We start from the raw sequence: 22,607 nt of genomic DNA on the forward strand, positions 1-22,607 counted from the left end.
ACGTTTTTGCCAGAATTTACTCCACTTTCTCAGGAACATTCAATTGCCTCGCATACATTTTTGAGCAAAGGCTGTGTACTAGAGACAACATCCGGTTCGTATCCTGTTTGAAATCAAACCGATAATCATCATCAAGCTTATTCAGAGCATTGGTAATCGTTAGCGCTTTTTTAGCAATGTATAGCGCACATTTGTCCGATCGCGAGGAGTACTTCTGAAGTTGGTCCGCATATCGATTGAGAAAGGTATTCATCAATAACAGGTTAAGCTCAATGGATCCGAGTTTATCCTTGGTGATTTTCACATGGTAGGCGATTTCTCCGCTCAAACCTTTCATTTCCATCATAATCCATGCCGGTGTATCTATGGCCATCGTGGAGGTGTGTAAAATTCTGCCGGCAATTTCTTCCCTTCTTTCAGGTATGGTTGAAGCTTCTTCGATAAGCTCAAAATATAGCCGATCACACAGGGTCTTATCTTTTGCGACGAGCCGGAGTAACAATTTGTCTTTTTCTTTTGGCAAAAGCTGAATGATGGCTTTTTTTAACTGGTCTTGTATAGGCATAAGGAACTGTAAATGGTTCAAATGTAAGCATGTACTCAGGAGTCCGGCAAAATGTATTTCTCCGAATGGGTCCGTACACAAGACCACCTTGGGTTGAGAGAAGGCACAGCATCGTTTTTTCCCTCAAAGAGTCTGCAATTTTTATCCTCCAGTACCTCGCATTCCCCTAAGTCTTCATTGCGTTTTTTCCTATTGGTTCCCTTGCACTCGTCGGATTCAGAATAAAATGGTCTTCAAATTAACCGTTATTACTCCATTAATCAAAATAGCGAAAATTGGTCCAGTAATGCAGGAAATTGCCCGATTTGGGTAGTCTGTGAATGCCGGTATGCACTTTTAAAACCGTTTCCAGTTTTGATTTGGAGACTTGTGGGGGTATTTAGCCCAAGTAGCCTCAGTTGGAATTTTCATTTTTTTTTGGTAGCACCTCTAATCAGATTAATTTTGTCGAAAACATCGGGATATGAGCAGATATCTGTCAATCAGTACGGGCGTTGGGATCTTTATTGCCTTTGCGTATACTATTTTGAATAATACGTTAAATGCTCCCTCTTTTGACGACTACGATGCTACTATCTTATTCATCAAAAACTTCTATTTCGACGGTTATACGTTATGGGAAAAGATCACGGCACTTTTCAGGACGCATAATGAGCATCGGATTTTTCTTTCCAGAGTTTTTGCCACGGTTTATTATTATTTTTTTCAGGTAATTAATTTTCGACATTTGGTTTTTTTGCAGAATTTTTTTCTCCTGGCGACTTTCGGGTTGTGTCTCAGGGTTATGCTGAAAAATAATTTACCATTTCATTTTGCCTTTCTTTTACTTTGTATAACGCTTTTTAATCTTTCCTTCTATCAGGTTTCGATTTATTACTGGGGGGGAATTCAGTACTACACCGTATTTTTCTTTTCCATTCTAAGCTTGTTCTTTTTGGATAAAAGTATCAAAGCGTTGAGCTTAAGCTTTGTTATTGCTATTCTGGCTGCCATTTTGGCGATTATATGCTTCGGAAATGGTTTTATAGTATGGGGGCTTGGTGGGTTTTTACTTTGGTCGCAAAAGAAGTTTCGCCTGTTGTATGTGTGGATTTTTTTCTCGATCTGCCTGTTCCTGATCCTGTTTGGCCCGGCTTCGAAAGTGCAGAATAGCCCGCTTGGGGCAATCAACTTTGAATGGATGGCAAGGTTATTGTTTACTTTTATTGGAAGCTTTGTTTTTGTTAATCCAGAGGGTATACCTGCCAGGTATGCCAACATTATCATTTGTGCTCTTGTGGGTATACCTATATTTGTTTTTTGGGTAGTTTTGTTTTTTAGAGGCTTTGCAGTTAAAAATCCGTTGTTGTATACCTTGTTTTGCCTACCCCTATTGACAGCAATAGTTATTGCCGTGGCACGGTTTAATTCCAAGGCAGCCGGAGGTACAGCTTCCAGATACATGTTTTTTACAGCACTGATACCTGTGTTTCTGACACTCATTCTATGGAAAATGCAAAAAATAGAGCCAAAACATCTGAACGGCATTTTGGTTGCTTCTGTATTAATTTGGCTCACCAGCTTCTATTTCAATGGTAAAGAGCTTAGGGAAAGTAACGCCGATGTGACGGACAGACTAAGAAGATGGGAGCATAACCACGAAGTGCAGCTGGTATATTACAAAGAGTCTGAATACATGACTTACTACATGGATTGGGCCATAAGCCACAAGGTTTTGCCCAGCGTAGAAAAAATGACGACGGGTCAACCAATATTAGTCAACAACCAATAGGATGCATTTTAAAGATGGAGATTTCGCCTTTAAATGTTTTTTATAATTAATTTTTAGAGAATATGATTTCAGTGGCCATGTGCACTTACAACGGAGCAAGGTTCTTGCCGCAGCAGTTGGAGAGCATAGCCAATCAGATAGTCGCAGTGGATGAACTGGTTGTATGTGATGACGGATCAAATGATGATACGATTGAGGTATTGAATGCGTTTGCGAAAACAAGTCCATTTCCGGTTACTATCCATAGTAATCCGGTTAACCTGGGTTCCACTAAAAATTTTGAAAAGTGCCTTATGCTCTGTAAGGGGGATATTATCTTTCTTACAGACCAAGACGATGTTTGGCGAGAGGACAAGGTTGCCCGGCATATTGAATTTTACGATGGAAATCCCGGGACAGATGCCGTTTTTTCAGATGCGCTGATCATTGATGATGATTCAAAACCCTCTGGACAAACAATTTGGAAGGAAATTGAATTCGGGGAGGTTCTTCAAAACAAGTGGCAGAAAGGAAAAGGGCACGAAACACTTTTCTATGGTTTTGTGGTAACAGGTGCCACGCTTTCACTGAGAAAATCTTGTCTCCCGCGATTAATACCCTTCCCCACCCACATTCCCGATCTGATTCACGACGCCTGGATAGCGCTCGTGCTTTGCCTGCAGGGGAAGATATCGTTTATTGCTGATACACTGGTATCTTACCGGATACACAATGGCCAGCAAGTCGGGTTTGGAGCAAAGGTCGAATTCATAAGCCTGAAAGAGCGCCTGACCCGAAGCCGGGAGGAAAAACTGCTTCCACTTGCCGAGAAGGCCAAAAATCTTGAAATGTTGTATATGCTATTAAGAGATGTGCCTTTGGTTCCCAGAGAAAAGCTGATTAAGCTTTATTTGACCCAAAAGCATTTCAAAAAACGCTCTACGTTGCCTGCCAACAGGCTATTGAGGCTATCTCCGGTGTTACATGATGTCTTTCAAGGATATTATATTTTTAGCAGTCGTGACTGGTGGATACCCGCCATTGGTGATCTTTTAGAATAATGTAGCTCCGATACAGTGAAAATAAGTAAACCCAGCCACCTGGTTACCGTTGTAATCCCCATCTACAAAGCTACTTTTACAGAAGCCGAAAAGCGCTCGTTTCAACAATGTATTCGGGTGTTGGCAGGGTATCCTGTGAAGATTGTTAAACCGGAAAGTCTGGATTTGAACGAGCTTCATGCTTCTTACCCGGATATCGAACTCATGTCATTTGAGGATAAGTACTTTAAAGGTGTAGATAGTTACAACGAGCTGATGACTTCTCTATTCTTTTACGAACGATTTACAGCATTTGAATACATGCTGATTTATCAGCTTGATGCCTTTGTGTTTCGGGATGAACTTACAGCATGGTGTAAAAAAGGTTTCGACTACATCGGATCGCCCACGCTGCATCAGGAATCCTTTGATTCTTTTTCTGCAGATGCCAAGGAGTGCTACGGTGCCGCTCTTTCAAGCAGGAGGGTGGTGCTGAACGGAGGATTATCACTACGCCGGGTTCGTTCATTTATAAAGTATTTGAAAATATACAATACCTTCTATCCTGCCTGGAAGGGGAATGAAGACATGCTTTTTTCGCAGGAGGCAACGAGACTTTTGCCTATGAAACTCTTTATGAAATTACCCACATGGCAGGAAGCCCTTCATTTTGCATTTGAGAAAAGCCCTGCTGCCTCCTTTGCGCTTACGGATCGGAAGCTGCCATTTGGATGCCACGCATGGGAACGTTATGATCCTGCATTTTGGAAAGACTATATTGATCTGAAATAGTCCATGGGAATGCAAATTTTTATGGTATCACGAGAGAACCGTCTCCTTACCAATGATTGGAACGGCGAATCAATCGTACCGAACCTGTGGAGCTGCTTTCTTTAACAAGGTTTAACAATTTTTAACAAACTATATGGTTCGCTCAGGCGTTTTTTGTTATCGTTATTAAAAATTAAAATTTTATCGCCATGAATTTCAAACCACTTGTGGCATGGATAGGTGTCATAGGACTTTCAGTTCAATCGGTCATAGGGCAGGTTACGGACCATCCCAAAGTAGAGGAGCAATCTGCGGAATATGTGAAAATTAAAAGGGTCGAGCTCACTGACCAATACACGGTAATTTATCTCCAGTTTACCGAGGATGATACGCCAAAAAATGTACAGCCACTATTTCCGGGGCTGGGAGGTGGCCGGGAGAGCACAGGACAAAATCAAATTTGGCTTGATAGTGAAACAAGATTGTACAAGCCAGGTGAAGTGAATGTAAAATTTAAGCTGATCAAAGCTGAAAATATTCCCACAGCTGCAAAAAAGCAGGTGAGACCTGGCGAAACGGTGGATTTCATTGCCTATTTCGAAAGGCTGACGCCGGGAATCGAAACCTTCGATTTTTATGAAGGAAGAAGTGCCCGTGGGCATCAATCCTGGAATTTTTACGGAGTTAAAATCAATAATCCACCGAAAAAGCCAAAATCTTCGGTACAAAAGTTAAAGCCAGAGGTTAAAAAGCAGGTTGAAGAACAAACCAAAGAGGATGTGGTTTTAGAAAAAGAGGAGATTAAAAAACCAACCACGACCGACTTTGCCCTTTTGCGCGGTACGATCTATGATGCGAAGACAAAAACACCGGTTCCCGCACAGGTCTCTTATCAGGAGAACGGAGATAGTTTACAGTTTAAATCTTCGTCAGGAAAGTACAGAATCGGAATGGATCGGCAGTCTGAATATGATTTGCGTGTTACAGCAAAGGGCTATTATGGTCAGGATATTAAGATAACACCCTCTGATTCGTCGGAAAGTGATTTCATTAAAAACGTGTACCTGATTCCCTTGAAGGTGGGCGAAACGATCGCCCTCAACAACATTTATTTTGAAACCTCCCAATTCGCTTTACTTGGCGAATCACGTGAAGAGTTGGGCCGTCTTGTGGAAATGATGCGTGAAAATCCTTCCATAGAGATACGGGTGGAAGGACACACGGATAAAGTGGGGGATTTTGACAAAAATATTGAGCTGTCCCAAAACCGTGCGCTGTCCGTAAAAAAATATCTGGTGGAGCAGGGAATTGATGAATCGCGAATCGAAGCCAAAGGATATGGATCCACCCGGCCTTTTACAAAAAGTAACTCAGAGGAAGAAAGGAAGAAAAACAGAAGAGTGGAGTTTGTAATAACGAAAAGCTAAGCTTGAGAATGATTGGGGGTGTAGTTGTAAACAACTCACCCCCAATTTTTTAGTCGAAATTGTTATCAAAACGGAACTGAAGCGCAGAAGGCGTGTCAATTACCGCGCTTTGATAATATTGGTAAACTCACGTGACTTAAGGGAAGCGCCTCCAACAAGCCCTCCGTCAATATCGGGTGCTGCAAATAACTCAGCGGCGCTTGCGGCCGTTACACTACCTCCGTAAAGAATAGAAATATCGTCAGCCACAGCAGATCCGTATTTCGATGCCAGGTGCTCTCTTAAGGCCTTATGCATTTCCTGTGCCTGCTCCGCACTGGCAGTCAGGCCAGTACCGATGGCCCAAATAGGCTCATAGGCAATTACCACTGACAGTAACTGCTCAGCAGAAAGGTGGAAGAGACTTTCTGTGATTTGATTTTTTACAAATCCGATAAAATCTTCGTTTTGCCTTTGATCAAGAGATTCACCGCAACAGAAAATGGGCGAGATTCCTTTGGAAAGTGCAGCGTCCACTTTGGCTGCCAGAAGTGCGTTGGACTCACCAAAATACTGGCGTCGTTCGCTGTGGCCGATCAGTACATAGCCTACACCGATGGACTGTAGCATACCCGCAGAAATTTCCCCGGTAAAAGCACCGGAATCCTTATCGGAGCAATTTTGAGCAGCTAATGCGAAATTTGGCGCATCTGCAATATATTTTGCCAGCGTGGTGAGGTAAATAGCCGGCGGACAAAGAATCACTTTAACATCTCCCTGGACCTCGTCATTAGCCATATTTACAAGCTCCGAGGTCAACGCCACCGCTTCTTCGGACAGCTTGTTCATCTTCCAATTACCGGCAACTATTTTTTTGCGCATACACTTAATTTTTATTGGGTTAAATCTTCATTTGACGCAACAAAATTACCATAATTTCGACATTAACCGTATTCTGAATTTTGACCCAAAAAAATATCAAACTGTTTGGACATATAAAGATTTTTTTGTGTTTAAATCATACAATTATTACCTAAATTTACTTAAGAAACCGATTTAGCCATTTTTGATACTTAGAGTGCACGGAAAATGATTTTTTGGAACGAACCATTCGAAATCAACGTGTTGGACGAAATAAATAGAGCTTTACCATAAGAACTTAAACAAAGCAACCACGATGAATGCATCTAAGTGGTTAATATCGATACTTCTGATTCTAATTTCGGGATGGGCAATGGCACGTAATGATGACGATGTGCCTGAGGTGTCAACCGAAAAATACGGCTATTTTTTAGAGAAAAACCACAAAACAGCCCGTATTCCGTTTGAGCTACATTCGAATCTCATTCTGATTTATATTCGTATCAACGATTCGGACTCGCTCCGGTTTATATTGGATACGGGTGTGAGTTCGATCATCGTAACAGATCCGGACATATTGAAGCCAGATAAGTTGCGTCTGACCCGCAAAGTGAATCTTACAGGAGCAGGTGAAGGGAAGTCGATTGCCGCACATGTAGCAATTGATAACCGATTTGCAATGGGCAGGTTGCGGGCGAATCATCAAAACATCGTTGTACTGGAAGAGGATTTTCTCCGACTTTCAGAATATGTTGGTGTGCCGGTGCACGGGATATTTGGTTATGAGATTTTCAATAATTTCGTCGTAACCATCGACTTCGCCAAGAAAGAAATCATTCTCATGCAACCTGATCGGTACAAATATAAATCACGCAAGGGTGACAAGCATCCGCTGATCATAGAAGACACCAAGCCATTTACCGACGCGGTGACGTTACTGGCCGATGGCAGAGAGCATCCCATCAGGGTTTTGATTGATACCGGTGCCGGACACGCCTTGCTTCTGAACAACACCACGGGAGCCGATAATTTCCGGCTACCTGAAAAAGTAATCAGGGCACAGCTGGGCAGAGGCCTCAATGGGGTGATTAATGGTAATCTGGGTCGCATAGAGCAGGTCAGGCTAGGCCGTTTTACGATGGATAATATCGTGGCATCGTTTCCAGACAGCGTTTCTTTCAGTTCCAAATTACGTGGCGGTTTTGACAGGCAGGGCAACATAGGCTGCGAACTACTTCGCCGATTTAAGGTGACGATGAACTATCGTGACCGCTACATGGTATTAAAGCCCATCAAAAACAGGCTTCGTGAAAAATTTGAACACGACATGAGCGGGTTAGAAATCAGGGCAGAGGGCAAAGATCTCAGGTCATATGTAGTGAATCACGTCCAGGAAAAATCTCCGGCAGCAGATGCAGGGCTCGAGGAAGGAGATCAGCTTCTATTTATTGATGACCATTCCGCTACCGAGTTGAATGTGAGTGAAATATACAAACTCATGCAATTGGGAGACGGTAAGCATATCGAACTATTGGTGAAGAGAAATGGTAACATTTTTTTCACCAAGCTCACCCTGAGAAGAATGATTTGATTATTTTTAAAGCCAAAACCATTAACTGGCTGATTTTGGAGCGCCTAAGACTTACCGAAGACGGATCTCATTCTTTATATAATGCTCAATACGATCAGCACTACCATTCTACTTCCGGAGCCATAAATGAATCCAGGCACATTTACATAAATCTTGGCTTAAAACCGGTTCTGGAAAAGAAATCGGGTCCCATTCGCATTTTTGAAATGGGCTTTGGCACCGGTCTGAACGCGTTTCTGTCCTGGGATATTGCTGATAAATATCAAAGAGCTATTAGCTATACTGGCGTTGAAGCCTTCCCTGTCTCGCTTGCAGAAGCCTCTCAGCTCAATTACGAGCCAATTGTAGCAAAATGCGGTTTTCTGAACCTTCATGAAACCTCCTGGGGTGTTGATCACCCGTTATCCGAAAAATTTCTTTTCAGGAAAGAGAAGGTAACATTACAGGATTATCTTTGCGATGAGCAGTTTGACATTATCTACTATGATGCTTTTGATCCAAAAGCGCAGCCGGAATTATGGTCCGAGGAAATTTTGTCGAAGGTTGCAGCCCAAACCCGGCAGGGTGGCGTATTAGTAACATACTCTTCGAAAGGCATCGTCAAACGTGCACTGGCGGCATCGGGATTTTCAGTTGAAAAACACAAAGGTCCCGGTAAAAAATGGCACGTTTTGAGAGCAGTAAAAATGTAGAGGTTTGTCTAAAAGGCGATTGTAGTGGGAATCATAATTTTAAATTAAGGGCATGAGTTATCAGCATATTATTAGTCAGGAGTTGCAGGAAGCGCAAAAGGTATTGGATACATTTTTGAGTGATCCTGATCAAATTAAAAAAATTGAAAATGCGGCTGAGATAATGGCTCAGACAATTTTGAGCAACGGAAAAATACTTTCCTGTGGAAACGGCGGCTCTCACTGTGATGCCATGCACTTTGCAGAAGAACTTACAGGCAGATACCGCAACAACAGGCGGGCGCTGCCTGCCATCGCCATTTCGGATGTAAGCCATTTGAGTTGCGTAAGCAATGATTATGGTTACGAATTTGTATTTTCCAGGTATATTGAGGCATTGGGTCAGCCCGGTGACGTGCTCTTGGGGTTGAGCACCAGCGGAAACTCGGTCAATATTATCAAAGCGGTTGAGGCAGCTAAGGCCAAAGGAATGAAGGTTGTAATCTTATCCGGAAAGGATGGAGGAAAGCTGGCGGGAACAGCCGACATTGAAATCATTGTGCCGCATTTCGGTTATGCCGACCGTGTTCAGGAAATCCATATCAAAGTCATTCATATTTTTATGCTACTTATTGAAAAAATGGTCTTGGGTACCGCCGAATAATATTATCTACTATCCTATTACCACTTCATCATGAAATGCAGGCCATCCGCAATAATTGTTAAAAACGATTGTATTCTTACCATGCGCTATGTGTATGGTAAGAATGAAGTTTTTGCTTTACCTGGGGGTAATCCTGACCCTGGTGAATGTCTTACGGAGGCTTTGAGGCGAGAACTCATAGAAGAGATGGGCATAACAGTCCAGATTGGTGAACTCGCGATTTGTGGTGAAGTGTTATGGACCGATTTGAACCGGGATACCTTACATATGGTGTACAGCTCAACAATTATGGAAGGTGAACCCGCTCTGAACCCCAAGGAAACAACGGCCCTTGAAATCGTTTGGGTGCCTACAACAGCCCTTGCGGATACCTTACTTTATCCTAATATTGGGATAAACATTCAGGATTATCTGAACGGGAATGCTGCATCAGCTTATGTGGGTCCGATCCATCAACCCTATCTGGGATAAAGGAATAAATAGCATCACCAGGCATTACTTGCGTATTATACTTTTCCAATGCCTTCTTATAAACGGAAACAAACCGTACTTTTGCTGTTTAATGACTTTTTGATCATAAATGGATAACGAGCGGAAGGAAAGATTATCACAATTCGTCAAAAGAAATACAGAAAGCCAGGTTCTCTCACGGGGGCGCTCTATCTTCAGCAGCGGAGGTTACAGTGTGATAAAATTGGATTACAATGGAAACGGCTACGCCGAATTCAAAGTCAGAAGCGACTACTCGATTCAGAGTTATGTCGTGAAAATCAAAGATTTTCTTACTCAAAATATCAGTACTTCCTGTAACTGCCCCTATGATTACGGTGGCCTTTGTAAGCACAGAGTGGCGATGATCCTATATGTTCTGGACAAAATGCCCGCTTACGTAAAGCCCAAGCTTCATGAAATGTCGGATTCCATGATCGTACTGCCGGCTATTAAGGATGTGTATCTTGAAGACCTCGTTACCAGAGACAGCTGGATCGCCAGAAACCAAAATCCTAAAACAGAACTGATTTCTACAAAGGATGGATATGCAGATTGTCGCGTGAGCATGAATGATCAGGAGTTTTCAGTGCAGTTTAATCGTGTCGAAAATTCAAATCAGATCACCACATCCTGTTCCTGTGGGCAGACCTTATATGTGCCTCTATGTGAACACAAGCTGGCTTCGCTGATCAAGCTCAGGGACCAGTTTGGCGAACGTGCCTTCGAAATGATGCGCGACTGGACGGTAGATAAGAATAAGTTGCTGGAGGAGTACGGCTATTCGCTGGAAGATGACCTGGAAAATAAATTTGATTTCAAAATTGATCTGACGGGTACTTTAAAACTTGTCAAACTTGATCAGGGTATCCAGAAAATAGGCGCGTTTCAAAATTGGGAAAAGCTGAGAAACAGGGTCATCCCCAATGCCTCGACCGTGTACCAGGTTGCGGATCTGGACAAATCGGGAATTGGCGAGGAGCGGGTATCTCTTTATGTTTTCTGGCCGGGAGGCTCTCACAATCTCATCGATTTTGGCTTCGGAATTTTCTCTGCTAAAACAAGCTCGAAGTCGCAAAAATTTACCCATATACGCAGTATTGCCGGTGGCACCGGGACCCAATATACACCAGACGAAATACCAGTCCTTACAGCCGCTGATTCCAGGTTGATCAGGGCAGCCCGCCAGTTCAGCCCGGAAGCATTACACAAATACATGAAGGCTCATACGGGTGCAAGCAGTAACGCAGATGAGGAGCCCGAATACAAACGGGAAGCTCATAAGTGGGTTGGTCGCATTGTGGAACGTATTTTCAGAGATTTGGCCGAGGATCGCATATTTATTTCAGATGGTGACTATGTGACCAATCAGACGCAGCTTCAGGAGGTAAAGATTCACGCCACGCCCGTTAGGCTGTTATTTGTATTGACGGAAGACAAAGAGTTTATTATACTGAATCCGTATGTAGAAATTGAAAAAGGGACTCCAGTCGATTTGCAGAAAGTCCTGACGTTTTCGAGCTTCTGGCTTGGGATGTATAATGAGAATCGGCTTTTCAGGTGGGCCGATATCAATAATGCCGAAATGGTGGATTATCTGAGGCAAAACGGATTCAAAATCCGTGTAAAAAAAGAGCATGCGGATCATTTTTTGAAGGATTGGGTAATGCCTGTTGCAGAGCAATTTGAGGTATTGTTCCAGACGAGGCATGCAGTTGAGACGCGCCCCCTCTCAATGTTGGGAGCCAGAGTATACCTGAAAGAAGACGATACCAACCTGCTAATCGTTCCTACCTTTGTCTATGAAAATAGTGAAGGTGAGGAAATAGAGTTTATTAGCGACCATCAGAATACAAAGGCTCAGTTTGACGGGACGGCAATTACTTTGCTTGAACGTGAGGCCCTTCGTGAAACAGAAATATGGACATGGGTGGAATCTCTCCATCCGGATTTTGCCTACCAGTCCGGGCATCCTTTCTTTTTTATTCCTTTCGAAGAGGTCATGAAGGATGGCTGGCTCTTCCATTTTGTGGATGCGCTGAAAGAAAAGGAGATCGTTCTGCTGGGCTTCAAGGACCTGAAAAAAATGCGCATCAATCCCAATAGAGGGACTGTGCAGGTGCGTGCTTCCTCAGGAATAGATTGGTTTGATATGCGTATCGAAATTACTTTCGGAGATCAGCAGGTGACACTGGCCGACGCCAAAAAAGCCTTACTCAAAAAGCAGAATTATGTTGAACTTAAAGACGGTTCAATGGGTATTTTGCCCGAGGAGTGGATAGCTAAGCTGGAACCATTGCTGAAATTTGGACGTGTCGATGGCGACGAGGTACATTTGTCTAAATTCCATTTTTCACTCATAGAGCAACTGACCGATCAGATTGATAATGAGGAAGTATTGCAGGAGCTTTGGGAAAAAAAGCAAAAACTGCTGAATTTTAAAGAGATCCCCGATGTGCCGCTTCCCAAAAATATTAACGTTACAATGCGTCAATATCAGGAGGAAGGATACAAATGGTTGCACTTTTTAGACGAATTTGGCTGGGGTGGCTGCCTGGCCGATGATATGGGTCTGGGTAAAACGGTGCAGATGCTTACATTTTTGCAGGAGCTGAAAAACCGGAAGTCAGGACGGACCAATCTTGTTGTGGTACCCACCACGCTGATATTTAACTGGCAGGCGGAGTCGGCCAAGTTCACCCCCGATCTGAGGCTCTATGTTCACCGGGGCATGGACAGGAAAAAAGATTTCGACTTTTTCAAAGAATACGATATCATACTTACCACCTATGGCACCATGCGGAGCGATGTGGAATTGCTTCGGGAATTTGATTTTCACTACATCATTCTGGACGAGTCGCAGGCCATCAAAAACCCGGATTCGTTGACCGCCAAAGCATCCCGGCTTCTCAGAGCCACCAACAGGCTTACCATGACTGGTACGCCGGTTGAGAATAACACCTTCGACCTTTATTCGCAGTTTGAGTTTCTGAATCCTGGCCTATTGGGCTACGCTGATTTCTTCCGTGCCGAATATGCGCTACCCATTGATAAATTTCAGGATAAACAAAAAGCGGAAGAATTGCGCAGGCTGGTTTATCCTTTTATGCTAAAGCGTACCAAGGAAGAAGTTGCGACAGATCTGCCTGACAAAACCGAGACGATTTTGTACTGTGAAATGGGCAAAAAGCAACGCAAGGTCTACGAAACAGTACGTGAAAAGTATCGTCAGCGAATTGCTGAAAAGCTGGCTACTGATGGCTTGAACAAGAGTAACTTCCTGATTTTTGAAGCATTGCTGAAGCTCAGACAAATATGTGACTCTCCCGTACTCTTATCCGACGAGGAGGACTATGGCAACGAATCGGCCAAGCTGGAAGAGATCGTTAGGGAAATAGAGGAAAATGCCTCAAATCATAAAATTTTGATATTCAGTCAATTTTTAGGTATGCTGGACCTGATCCGGCAGCATCTGGAAAAAGTCAATATTCCATATGAATATCTGGATGGACAGACAGTCGACAGGGCAGGACGCGTTAATCGCTTTCAGAGTGACCAGAACTGTCGGGTTTTTTTAATGAGTCTGAAAGCCGGTGGAGTAGGATTGAACCTCACCGAAGCGGACTACGTCTATTTGATGGATCCCTGGTGGAATCCGGCTGTGGAGCGGCAGGCAATTGACCGTACACACAGAATAGGACAGACCCGCAAGGTATTTGCCTACAAGATGATCTGTAAAGACACCATTGAAGAAAAGATATTGCTATTGCAGGAACGGAAACAGGAATTGGCGGAAGACCTCGTGGGTGGAGAGGCAGGGTTTATCAAAAAATTAACCCAGGAGGACATTATGGGACTTTTTAGTTAAACCAAATCCGTCGAACGTCTGAGACTTAATACTTTACTGCCTATCTAAGTATGGGGGTACTAAACGAAACGTTTAACATCGCTTTTTGAGGGGCGAATGTTTGGTTCATTGAGGAGTCTGAGCTGTTTGAGGCCAGTTTTGAATTTTGAAATGATTCCTTCTCGATTTCTGAAATCTTGCTTTCGTTTTTAACGTCGAAAGACTCGTTTTGGGTAGTGTCTTTCAGGAGGCTTTCTTGCTTTGCTTTTCTTTCAATCAAACAAAGTCCAAAAAGCACAAAGGCTATCAGAATAGTATAATAGAATTTCATAGAGTCACGGGTCATCACTGTTCACGAATTGGGCATCTACATCAAGGACTCCTGTACCGATCAAATGGTTGGAATTTTCCGTTAAAGCCACGTTAACTTTAGCAAAAATTATGCCTCATGTTTACCCCACACATATTGAGCCAGGTTAGCCAGACATTCTGGTGCTTTCAAATAGCCATAAACTCCATCATGGCCATTTGAAAGCACCAGGCGTTATTTCTATTGCACAATTGCCGTAAACTCAATTTCTACCAGATAATCCGGTGCTACCAGTTTACTGATTTCGTATATCCCGGTTGTTGGCTTTATACTGTGGAAAAATTCCCCATGTGCTTTTGCGATTTCGTCAAAATACCCAATTTCCGTTGTGAAAATGCGGGTGCGGATCACATCATCCAGCGTTGCGCCCGCTTCTTTCAGAACCGCTTCGATTCTGGTGATAATATTCTTTGTCTGGGCGTAAGCGTCGTCTGCTTTCACCGCTTCACCATCCACGATAGCCACCGTTCCGGCAACTTCCACAATGTTTCCAATACGTACTGCCCGGCAGTAGCCCATCTTGTCTTCCCAGGGAGAGCCGGAAAGAATATTTTTTCTAGACATCTTTTTAAGTTTCTTGTTGCCTGAACAACTTTTGATTGAGAAATATTTCGTCCCAAAGTTAGTAAAGTTGGCACTGCCTTAATCAATCAGCGTCTGTTTTAACTTCACATTTTGGGGTCTAGGGCCACTTTTTTAACATCCGGTATGAGTAATGCAGGTGCTTATTTCAGAGCCGAGGTCATAGACTTCCTTGGTTTTCCTCCTCCCAAATCGCAAGCGCCAGCTTGATTTGTCCATAATCAAATTCTTCGTTCAGTATTTCAAACAAGGGTTTTATCGGATCATTTTTACGAATGCTCATCTCTCCGGCTGCTTTGATAATTTTTTGGTAAGAGTGGTCATCAATCAGTGCTCTCAGGTCAATCGGGTGCCCGTCTTCTTTAAGTTTAACAAGGTGTGAAATGATGGTTACCGGATTCAGGTTGCGTTTTTCTCCAATCACTTTTACGGAGTAGCCCGCTTTGTAGAGATCCAGCGTTTCTATGTAGGTGAGTCCCTGAACCACACGAGTACCAGGTTTCGTATTTTCCCGGGCAAAAGAGACGATTTCATTAATAAAAGTCTCTCCGAATCGCCGGTATTTTTCAGTGGCAATTCCGGAAATCGCTTTCATTTGCGCTTCCGAAACGGGTTTTTTCTGAGCCATTTCAGATAAAGTCGCATCGCTGAAAACAACATACGGGGGCACACCCAATGAATCTGCAATTTGTTTCCTCAATGTCCGCAGGCGCTCAAACAATGCGTCGCGAATAATCTCCTGCTTGGGCTTTTCCTTGGGCGCCATTTCTTCTTCCCTTGCTTTCCGCTCTGCTACCGGGATAAACTTGACCAGCTCCACTTTTCTTTCCCCTTTCAATACCTGACGGCTCGCTGCATTCAGTTTGAATGAATGTGCTTCATCATAGGCAATATCCATTACCCCTGAATTGAGCAGCTGGCTAATATACTCTGCCCATTCTTCACCCCTTAGGTCATGTCCTACTCCGAAGGTTGGCAATCGGTCGTAGCCCAGTTGCAGAATATTGCGGTTTCTGCTCCCCCGGAGTATGTCTATCAGCATCCCCATGGCCACTTTCTGTTCTGTGCGTGCAATACCTGAGAGGGCCTTTTGCGCGATTACCGTTGCATCAAAGCGGGTTCTGGGGTTGCGGCAAACATCACAGTTTCCGCAATCATGATCCACGGCTTCATTGAAGTAGCTGAGCAGGATTCGTCTCCGGCAAATATCGGCTTCTGCATATTGTTTCATGCGATTCAGTTTGGCATGAAGCAATTCTTTCTGGTCAGCCGATTGCTCGGAATTGTTGATCATGTCCTGCCGGGTAATGATATCCATGTAGCTGTAAAACAGAACCGTGTCCGCAGGCGACCCATCTCGTCCGGCCCTTCCTATTTCCTGGTAAAAGCTTTCGACATTGGAAGGAAGGTTGTAGTGAATAACCCAGCGGACATTGGATTTATCAATACCCATCCCAAAGGCTATGGTAGCTACGATCACCTGTATATCATCCTTTAGAAATTGCTCCTGTACCCTGGAACGCTTGCCGGCTTCCAACCCTGCGTGATAAAATTCTGCCCTGAAACCGGCTTTTTGTAAGCTGGCGGCAACGGTTTCGGTGCCCTTTCGGCTTAAACAGTAGATGATACCCGGCTGTCCCTCATGTTTGGAAATAAAATTCTGTATCTGCTGCAGCCTTTTACGTCCGGGTAGGACGTTCAGGCTAAGATTGGGCCGGTCAAAGCTGGCCACGAAGGTTTCAGCCTGTTCTATGCCAAGCTGCTTCAAGATGTCCCTGCGTGTGACGCGGTCGGCGGTGGCGGTGAGGGCAATTACCGGAACTTTCGGAAATCGCAGTTTTAGACCACTTAACTGTCGATATTCAGGTCTAAAATCGTGACCCCATGACGAAATGCAATGGGCCTCGTCAATAGCGAACAGACCCACGTTCCATTCCTTTAAAAAATCAACTGTATTTCCCGAAAAGAGCCTTTCAGGAGCGATGTAAAGTAGCTTCAGTGTGCCCAATTTGGCCCGCCACATCACCTGATCCTGTTCTGCTGATGATAGTGTTGAATTCAGGAAAGCAGCATCAATACCATTACCGCGTAATGCCTCTACCTGATCCTTCATCAGTGCAATCAACGGCGAAATGACAACCGTAAGACCCTCTTTGAGAACGGCGGGTATCTGAAAGCAAACGGATTTACCGCCTCCTGTGGGCATCAGAACCAGGCAATCCTGCTCTGCCATAACCATATCAATAATCTCCGCCTGCTGTGGACGAAAAGAATCGTATCCAAAATATTTTTTTAACGCTTCATCTTTATTTATGGACATCGCTGCTTCCGGTTTATGAGCAAGTATTTCTTTCTATTTCGGTTTTTTGAAACGGGGCACAAAGGTAGTTTTTCAAAACTGGTACATCAACTGCATTTTCAATTCACTTCTTTTATTTCCCTGGATTTCGCTCAGTCCAGAGCTTATGGCGTCCAGTTTGGTATACCGTGATTGAGACCAGCGTAGCCAGACCTTTAAACTTTTGGAAAGATTGTAGCGCGCCATCAGGTAATGTCGGGTACCGGTATCATAGTAAGCGGGGATAGAAAACGCATACAACACATCTTTTTCGTACACATACTGACGACTATCGTAATTGTCCGTTTTGAAAAATGCCAGACGAGCACTCAGTTCCAGTTTTTGAAAACGCCAGGTCAGGTCCTGTACAATGGTGAAGCCCGTGGATGTTGTTCCGGCATCATAGGTATAATCACCGTATTGTATCCGTGTCCGGATCGCATATTTGAGCGGAAGATCGTATTCGATGTTGAGTGTGGCTGTTCGGCGGATGGTATTTACTACGGGTTTTATGTTTTCCTTGCTGTCGGGAAGGTTATGCGCTTTGTGTTTTTCATGAAACATGGCGTACACAGTAAATTTTTTATTCCTTTTCCATTGCCCATGCAAGAGGTAGTCGTGGCCATTGGAAGGTGCGTCAATCTGAAATTTGAGCCAGGGGAATTTGAAATAATCGTAAAATCCGCTGAACTGCCAGCGTCTGCTGGGCGAATAGCGTAAGCCCCAATAGCTGCCTGATTCATTGATTGGCCTTGTTGCTTCACCAATCGCATTGCCGTAGAGGGAGTGAAAATGACGATCATAATGGCGGAGCAGCAAGGTAAAATCCAGGGTTTTGCCGAGCCCGGCTATAAAGCCACCCACACCACCCAATCCCCCGCTTTTTGAACGTGCGCCTTCGGCGAAAAAGTGAAAATTCTGCCAGCGATAATCTCCATGAATTCCGAAAACCATATTTGTTTTTCCAGTAAATTCAAAGCGATTGTAAGGCACATCTTTCTTTTTGAGTGGAGAGCCATAAAATGTATTGAGCATAGTTACGCCCACCTGGCCATGTTGAGAGGGTAATTTATACAATAGATGAAAACCAAGATCCTGCTCCCGAATAATTCCCTTTTTGGCAATCTCGGTCGGAGTGCGGTGGTATCCTGAAATCAATAAGGATGAGACAATAAGTTCGTCATCAATCCCGCTGTCCAGGCTGGCGTCACGCAGGGTATGCGAATAAAAAGCCGTTGCTGAAACCTGTTTCGATAGAGCGTATGTGCCGGCGATGCCCCGAAAGTAGTTGCCCTCCAGCACCGATGTATAGGGTTTCAGGCCTAGAGTACTGCGATAAGTTGTACGAATAACTTCGGACCCTTTTCCAAGCGAAAAGCCAGCTGCCATCACGAGCCCTTGCCCGGCCTGCATTTGAAAATCACCAATGATCAGATTTTTCAGTTTGCCACGATTCAGGATCTGGGCATGAAAGGAGGTGAAATCCGGGCCGAATGAATGCCTGTTTGGGCGCCATCTCCACCATTGTTCCCCTGCATCCTTTTCCATGGATATGCCAATACTGTAAGCGCCAGCACGTGCATACCGATACCGCAAATAACCATACAGTGGTTTTCCCTGATATCGGGATGTAGAGCTGGAGCTGGTGTCGATTTCTGAAAAACCCTTTTGCTTTTCCAGTAAACGGCTGGACCGCAGCATAAGAAAATGCTGGCTGGGGTTTTTGAAAGACTCTCTGAGACTTAATGCTTTATGTTCAAGCGAAACAAATGGAAGTAATTTGCGTATCGTGGCCAGGTCGAAGTATGGAATGGCCTGTAATTCGTACAGTGAAAGGAGGGGCCCCACTTTTTGCCGGTAATCAAAAAACGACTTGAGTTGTAGCCCGGAAAGAATAAAGAGTGCAGCGAGCTCGTCGCTGGTTGCCGTGTTGAGGTCGAGCGGATTGGCGTATAATTGAAACAGTGATTCGTAAAGGTCGGAGTAATCCGAATCCTCGGTAGGTACCGGAAAAAGGGTTTGTACAAAATGATTGATGTCAATTTCGGTCCGCGGAGGATCCTGCGCACAGGCGCGCAGCGTGGAACCTGTTATTGCACAGAGGAATAGAAATTGCCTGATTCCGAAGTATTGGGAAAGGCAATTGCCCGTTGCGTATGTAGTTATCGAAATTCCTTTCATACGCGCCGGGTTAAGTTTTCAATGCGTTAAAAAGCTTTCAGACTTAAATCTAAACTTCGGGCCTGGTGCGTAAGGGCACCGCTTGATATTCCGTCCACGCCGGTCTCGGCCACCGCCCGGAGTGTTTTTTCTGTGATATTTCCAGAAGCTTCTGTTTCGAAGCGTCCTCCGATCCGGATAACCGCTTCCCGCAGATCGGTCAGATTGAAATTGTCAAGCATGATAATATCCACACCGCCCACGCGCAATACTTCTTCCACCTCCGCCAGATTCCGTGTTTCTATTTCAATTTTCAAATTTTTACCAGTTTTCTCAAGGTAGCTTCTTGCACTGGTTATCGCCTTTTCAATCCCCCCTGCATAATCCACATGATTATCCTTGAGCATGATCATATCGTAAAGGCCCATTCTGTGGTTTACGGCTCCACCAATTTTCACAGCCATTTTTTCGAAAATCCGAAAGTTTGGCGTGGTCTTTCTGGTATCCAGCAATTTTACCGGCAGATCTTTGATCAAAGAAGCCATAGCCTGTGCGTAAGTTGCTATTCCGCTCATACGCTGCATGGTGTTGAGTACCAACCGTTCCGATTTCAATATAAGCCGTGCGCTGCCTTGTACCGTGAGTACGATATCGCCGGTTTTGACGGCAGCTCCGTCAGAAAGTAACAGGGTTAAATTCAACGGTGGATCGCCGTAAAAAGCGGCGGTTTCTTCAAATATCATTTTAGCGACTTCAACCCCTGCAAGTATACCATCTTGCTTGACAAGCAGTCGGGCACGTTTGGTTGCATCTGCCGGCACAGAGGAAAGAGAAGAATGGTCTCCATCGCCAATATCCTCGGTTAACGCTAGACGAATCAAATCGCGCAGTTCGTGTGGGTTTGTTTCCATTCTTTGGTTTTGGGCTTTTTAAAAATACGGATAACGGTGCGGTTAGAATAACCTAACGGATGTCAATAAGTTTGTTGCCTGTAAGGCATGTTGTAACGTATCGCAACTGAAAACAAGTTGGTCTTTTTGGAAAAATTTGCGTCGTTGGATGTTATCGCCCGGCGTAATACCCGCCCGTCCAGAAAGAGGTTGTGGGCCAGTGAGTAGCTGAGTCTTAAATCGGTAAATAATGTTTTGGCCAATACGCCCTGGCCAATTTTATGTCCTCCATCATCCCCGGCAAGCGTTTCGTTTCCGGTTCTGTTATCATAGCTTTTCATGATATTGCTTCCGTAGTTGAAGGGAGATCCTATGGGGTCAAGGCCCCGGGCCGCCCACATAGCCGTGCCATAAAGAGAGATCCGGGATGATGCTTTGTAACGAACGATACCTAAAAACTCCCTGAAATTGGAAGCAAGGGGATGCGCCAGAGACTGTGCATAATGGGCGTAATTTCTTCCGCCATCCTTGTGCGCATAGGTGTACGGCCTCACTACATTGTATTCACCCTGTAAGTCAAGGTTGGGGATGCCGAAGGCGTCAATATATTTTCCTCCCAGCTGAAAACTGTACTTATTGGTCCAGGATTTACTGCCGTTGAACAGGTATCTGGTCAGGAATTCGTCGAGGACAAACTGGCTGTATACCATCCCTTTGTTTCCGATAAGCCAGCGAAAATCAAAGCCGAGAAGAGCGTTGTCTTCGCTGCCAATATAGGATTCCACGTACCGGTAGAAAATGATGGGGTTCAGATAATTGAGATCGAATCCGCCGCCCACATTGTCCCGGCTAAATACTTCTGCTTCAAAAATACCTATATTTATCCTGTCGGTAAGGTTGAGACTAAGATGGTGAATTGCCGAGTACTTTTTGTTCCTGAGCTGTCCTGTCCACGCGGTCGTATCTCCGTCGATCATACTGGTCCACAGGTTGGTATATTTAAATCTGCCCAACTGGGTGTCAACTCTTAAAAAAAGGTAAGGACTGCTGTTGTCCGACAGAATCAGCGATCGGTAACCACTGCCAAATACGTTGTAGTCATGGCCGAATTTGACGTTAATACTTTTTAACGGCCGAAAAGTGATGTATCCCCTTGCCGACAAAAAATCCACGCCGTTATTTCTGGTAACCTTTGCCAATCCTTCACCAGGAAAACTATATTCGGGGGAGAAATCCCGGACATACTTCCCAAAACGACCCTGGTTATCCGACACGAAAGTGTAAAATCCAAGCTTCTCATTAATCATTCCCCGAAGCTCTACGCCACGACCGGTGAACCATAATGGAGAGTCCGTCTGTTGGTCTTTTCCGATAAAGTTAGTTGTTGTAAAATTGAAATGCAGGTCCAGATCCTTATTGTGAACACTATATAAGTCGGCTGGATGGTACCAAAATTTCCTTTTTCCCGGTTTTGGGGACTGATAGAGCCTCGCCAGCTTGTTATACCGTACCGAGTCTGTTGAAACGATATCTGGCGCCCATTCCCAGCTGTCTTCACGGAGATAATCGATTATTTCCCAGTCTCTCTCAGTAAGATCTACTTTCCCTTCTTTCAGAATCGAATCGGTCAGTGCCACAATGGCCTTTCGCTCGAATGGTTTTACGTTTGAATGAAATCCTTCTGAGTGTTTCCCCCTTTTTATTTCCAGACGGTCTATCAGATGATAGTAGTCGTCATTGATAGGTACGAAACCGCTTTGGGCACTTACTTTAGAAACTAAAAGTAGAATGGCACTGAGACATATAAATAATTCCCGGAAGCGATGAATCATGTTATAAAAATTCTTTTTGTCGGGTAAAAAATGGCAAATAAATTAGTGTCGGCAAATATAATTGGTCAAATTTCGGCAATGAATTTGTATTAAGTTGTATCCTACTGGTTAAAAAGCCCAAACATATGTTTTTACTCTCTCAGAAACCCTCTATCGCAGACCACTTTCTGGCTGAATTGCGTGATAAAAATTTGCAGAAAGACCGTCTTCGGTTTCGTCGTAATATTGAGCGGATGGGAGAGTTACTGGCTTATGAAATTTCAAAAACACTCACCTATAGAACCGAGCCGGTAGAAACACCATTAGGAACTGCCTCTTCGAGAAGCCTGCTGCAGCCGGTTGTGCTGGCCACGATCATGCGCGCTGGGCTACCTTTACATCACGGCTTTCTGAATATGTTCGACCATGCCGATAACGCGTTTATAGGCGCCTATCGAGGACATAACATCATCAATGAGGATGAATTTGAAGTCGAGATGGATTATATCACCAGCCCTGACCTTACCGGAAAGACACTCATCATCATTGACCCTATGCTTGCCACCGGCCGTTCGCTGGAAAAGGTTTATCATGCACTTCTCAGGTTTGGCATTCCGGCTCAAACCCACATAGCCGCAGTAATTGCCAGTGCCGATGGTGTAAATTTCCTTCAGACACGGATCCCGCAATGCCGGTTATGGCTCGGAGCAGTTGACAAAGAACTGAATGAGCACTACTACATTGTACCTGGGCTGGGTGACGCCGGAGACCTGGCCTTTGGAGAGAAATAACCCCCGTTGG

At 44.3% G+C, this 22,607-nt stretch carries 18 protein-coding genes; 10 read left to right on the forward strand and 8 right to left on the reverse strand.

Annotated features, from left to right (window positions below; translation table 11 throughout):
* Positions 1–16 precede the first annotated feature (16 nt).
* Both DYADSP32_RS19360 and DYADSP32_RS19365 read right to left on the reverse strand, forming a co-directional pair.
* A complete protein-coding gene (locus DYADSP32_RS19360; protein WP_149241218.1) occupies positions 17–565 on the reverse strand; it encodes a hypothetical protein in 549 nt (182 codons plus the stop codon).
* Positions 566–1,459: 894 nt separating this feature from the next.
* Positions 1,460–2,047, reverse strand: coding sequence for a hypothetical protein (locus DYADSP32_RS19365; protein WP_414617905.1), 588 nt, complete (start codon positions 2,045–2,047; stop codon positions 1,460–1,462).
* Positions 2,048–2,057: 10 nt separating this feature from the next.
* Between DYADSP32_RS19365 and DYADSP32_RS19370 the strand changes: the two genes are divergently transcribed.
* The 4 genes from DYADSP32_RS19370 to DYADSP32_RS19385 all read left to right on the forward strand — a co-directional run bounded on the left by DYADSP32_RS19370 (position 2,058) and on the right by DYADSP32_RS19385 (position 5,553).
* Positions 2,058–2,336 (forward strand): hypothetical protein, encoded by a 279-nt coding sequence (locus DYADSP32_RS19370; RefSeq protein WP_414617906.1) that lies wholly within the window; start codon positions 2,058–2,060, stop codon positions 2,334–2,336.
* Positions 2,337–2,398: 62 nt separating this feature from the next.
* Positions 2,399–3,376: a glycosyltransferase family 2 protein gene (locus DYADSP32_RS19375; RefSeq protein ID WP_149241215.1), complete on the forward strand. Its 978-nt coding sequence runs from the start codon at positions 2,399–2,401 to the stop codon at positions 3,374–3,376.
* Between the two features lie 15 nt (positions 3,377–3,391).
* Positions 3,392–4,147, forward strand: a complete 756-nt coding sequence (locus tag DYADSP32_RS19380) for a DUF5672 family protein (protein ID WP_414617907.1) — start codon at positions 3,392–3,394, stop codon at positions 4,145–4,147.
* A gap of 188 nt (positions 4,148–4,335) precedes the next feature.
* Positions 4,336–5,553 (forward strand): OmpA family protein, encoded by a 1,218-nt coding sequence (locus DYADSP32_RS19385; protein WP_149241214.1) that lies wholly within the window; start codon positions 4,336–4,338, stop codon positions 5,551–5,553.
* A gap of 99 nt (positions 5,554–5,652) precedes the next feature.
* Here DYADSP32_RS19385 and tpiA read toward each other — a convergent pair whose 3' ends face one another.
* The gene (tpiA, locus tag DYADSP32_RS19390; RefSeq protein ID WP_149241213.1) at positions 5,653–6,414 is read right to left on the reverse strand and encodes a triose-phosphate isomerase; all 762 of its coding nucleotides are present in this window, start codon (positions 6,412–6,414) and stop codon (positions 5,653–5,655) included.
* Between the two features lie 295 nt (positions 6,415–6,709).
* Here tpiA and DYADSP32_RS19395 point away from each other — a divergent pair, with 295 nt between their 5' ends.
* The 5 genes from DYADSP32_RS19395 to DYADSP32_RS19415 all read left to right on the forward strand — a co-directional run bounded on the left by DYADSP32_RS19395 (position 6,710) and on the right by DYADSP32_RS19415 (position 13,676).
* Complete coding sequence (locus DYADSP32_RS19395; RefSeq protein ID WP_149241212.1) at positions 6,710–7,984, forward strand: aspartyl protease family protein; 1,275 nt, start codon at positions 6,710–6,712, stop codon at positions 7,982–7,984.
* A gap of 35 nt (positions 7,985–8,019) precedes the next feature.
* On the forward strand, positions 8,020–8,676 hold the full coding sequence (mnmD, locus tag DYADSP32_RS19400) for a tRNA (5-methylaminomethyl-2-thiouridine)(34)-methyltransferase MnmD (RefSeq protein ID WP_149244760.1): 657 nt from the start codon (positions 8,020–8,022) through the stop codon (positions 8,674–8,676).
* 52 nt (positions 8,677–8,728) lie between these two features.
* Entirely contained in the window at positions 8,729–9,319 is a 591-nt protein-coding gene (gene lpcA / locus DYADSP32_RS19405; RefSeq protein ID WP_149241211.1) for a D-sedoheptulose 7-phosphate isomerase, read from the forward strand.
* A gap of 30 nt (positions 9,320–9,349) precedes the next feature.
* Positions 9,350–9,790 (forward strand): NUDIX domain-containing protein, encoded by a 441-nt coding sequence (locus DYADSP32_RS19410; RefSeq protein WP_149241210.1) that lies wholly within the window; start codon positions 9,350–9,352, stop codon positions 9,788–9,790.
* Between the two features lie 109 nt (positions 9,791–9,899).
* A complete protein-coding gene (locus DYADSP32_RS19415; protein WP_149241209.1) occupies positions 9,900–13,676 on the forward strand; it encodes a DEAD/DEAH box helicase in 3,777 nt (1,258 codons plus the stop codon).
* A 529-nt stretch (positions 13,677–14,205) separates the two neighbouring features.
* Here DYADSP32_RS19415 and DYADSP32_RS19420 read toward each other — a convergent pair.
* The 5 genes from DYADSP32_RS19420 to DYADSP32_RS19440 all read right to left on the reverse strand — a co-directional run bounded on the left by DYADSP32_RS19420 (position 14,206) and on the right by DYADSP32_RS19440 (position 21,827).
* A complete protein-coding gene (locus tag DYADSP32_RS19420) occupies positions 14,206–14,589 on the reverse strand; it encodes a RidA family protein (protein WP_149241208.1) in 384 nt (127 codons plus the stop codon).
* 178 nt (positions 14,590–14,767) lie between these two features.
* Complete coding sequence (recQ, locus tag DYADSP32_RS19425) at positions 14,768–16,927, reverse strand: DNA helicase RecQ (protein WP_149241207.1); 2,160 nt, start codon at positions 16,925–16,927, stop codon at positions 14,768–14,770.
* Positions 16,928–16,999: 72 nt separating this feature from the next.
* On the reverse strand, positions 17,000–19,126 hold the full coding sequence (locus tag DYADSP32_RS19430; protein ID WP_149241206.1) for a helix-hairpin-helix domain-containing protein: 2,127 nt from the start codon (positions 19,124–19,126) through the stop codon (positions 17,000–17,002).
* Between the two features lie 26 nt (positions 19,127–19,152).
* Positions 19,153–20,016 carry a carboxylating nicotinate-nucleotide diphosphorylase gene (gene nadC, locus DYADSP32_RS19435; RefSeq protein WP_149241205.1) on the reverse strand — a complete coding sequence of 288 codons (864 nt, stop codon included), beginning with the start codon at positions 20,014–20,016 and terminating at the stop codon, positions 19,153–19,155.
* 62 nt (positions 20,017–20,078) lie between these two features.
* On the reverse strand, positions 20,079–21,827 hold the full coding sequence (locus DYADSP32_RS19440) for a hypothetical protein (RefSeq protein ID WP_149241204.1): 1,749 nt from the start codon (positions 21,825–21,827) through the stop codon (positions 20,079–20,081).
* Between the two features lie 125 nt (positions 21,828–21,952).
* On the opposite strand from DYADSP32_RS19440, the gene upp reads away from it, so the two are divergent.
* On the forward strand, positions 21,953–22,597 hold the full coding sequence (upp, locus tag DYADSP32_RS19445) for a uracil phosphoribosyltransferase (protein ID WP_149241203.1): 645 nt from the start codon (positions 21,953–21,955) through the stop codon (positions 22,595–22,597).
* The last annotated feature ends 10 nt before the right edge of the window (positions 22,598–22,607 follow it).

It is taken from the genome of Dyadobacter sp. 32 (assembly GCF_902506755.1).
Lineage (GTDB): Bacteria > Bacteroidota > Bacteroidia > Cytophagales > Spirosomataceae > Dyadobacter.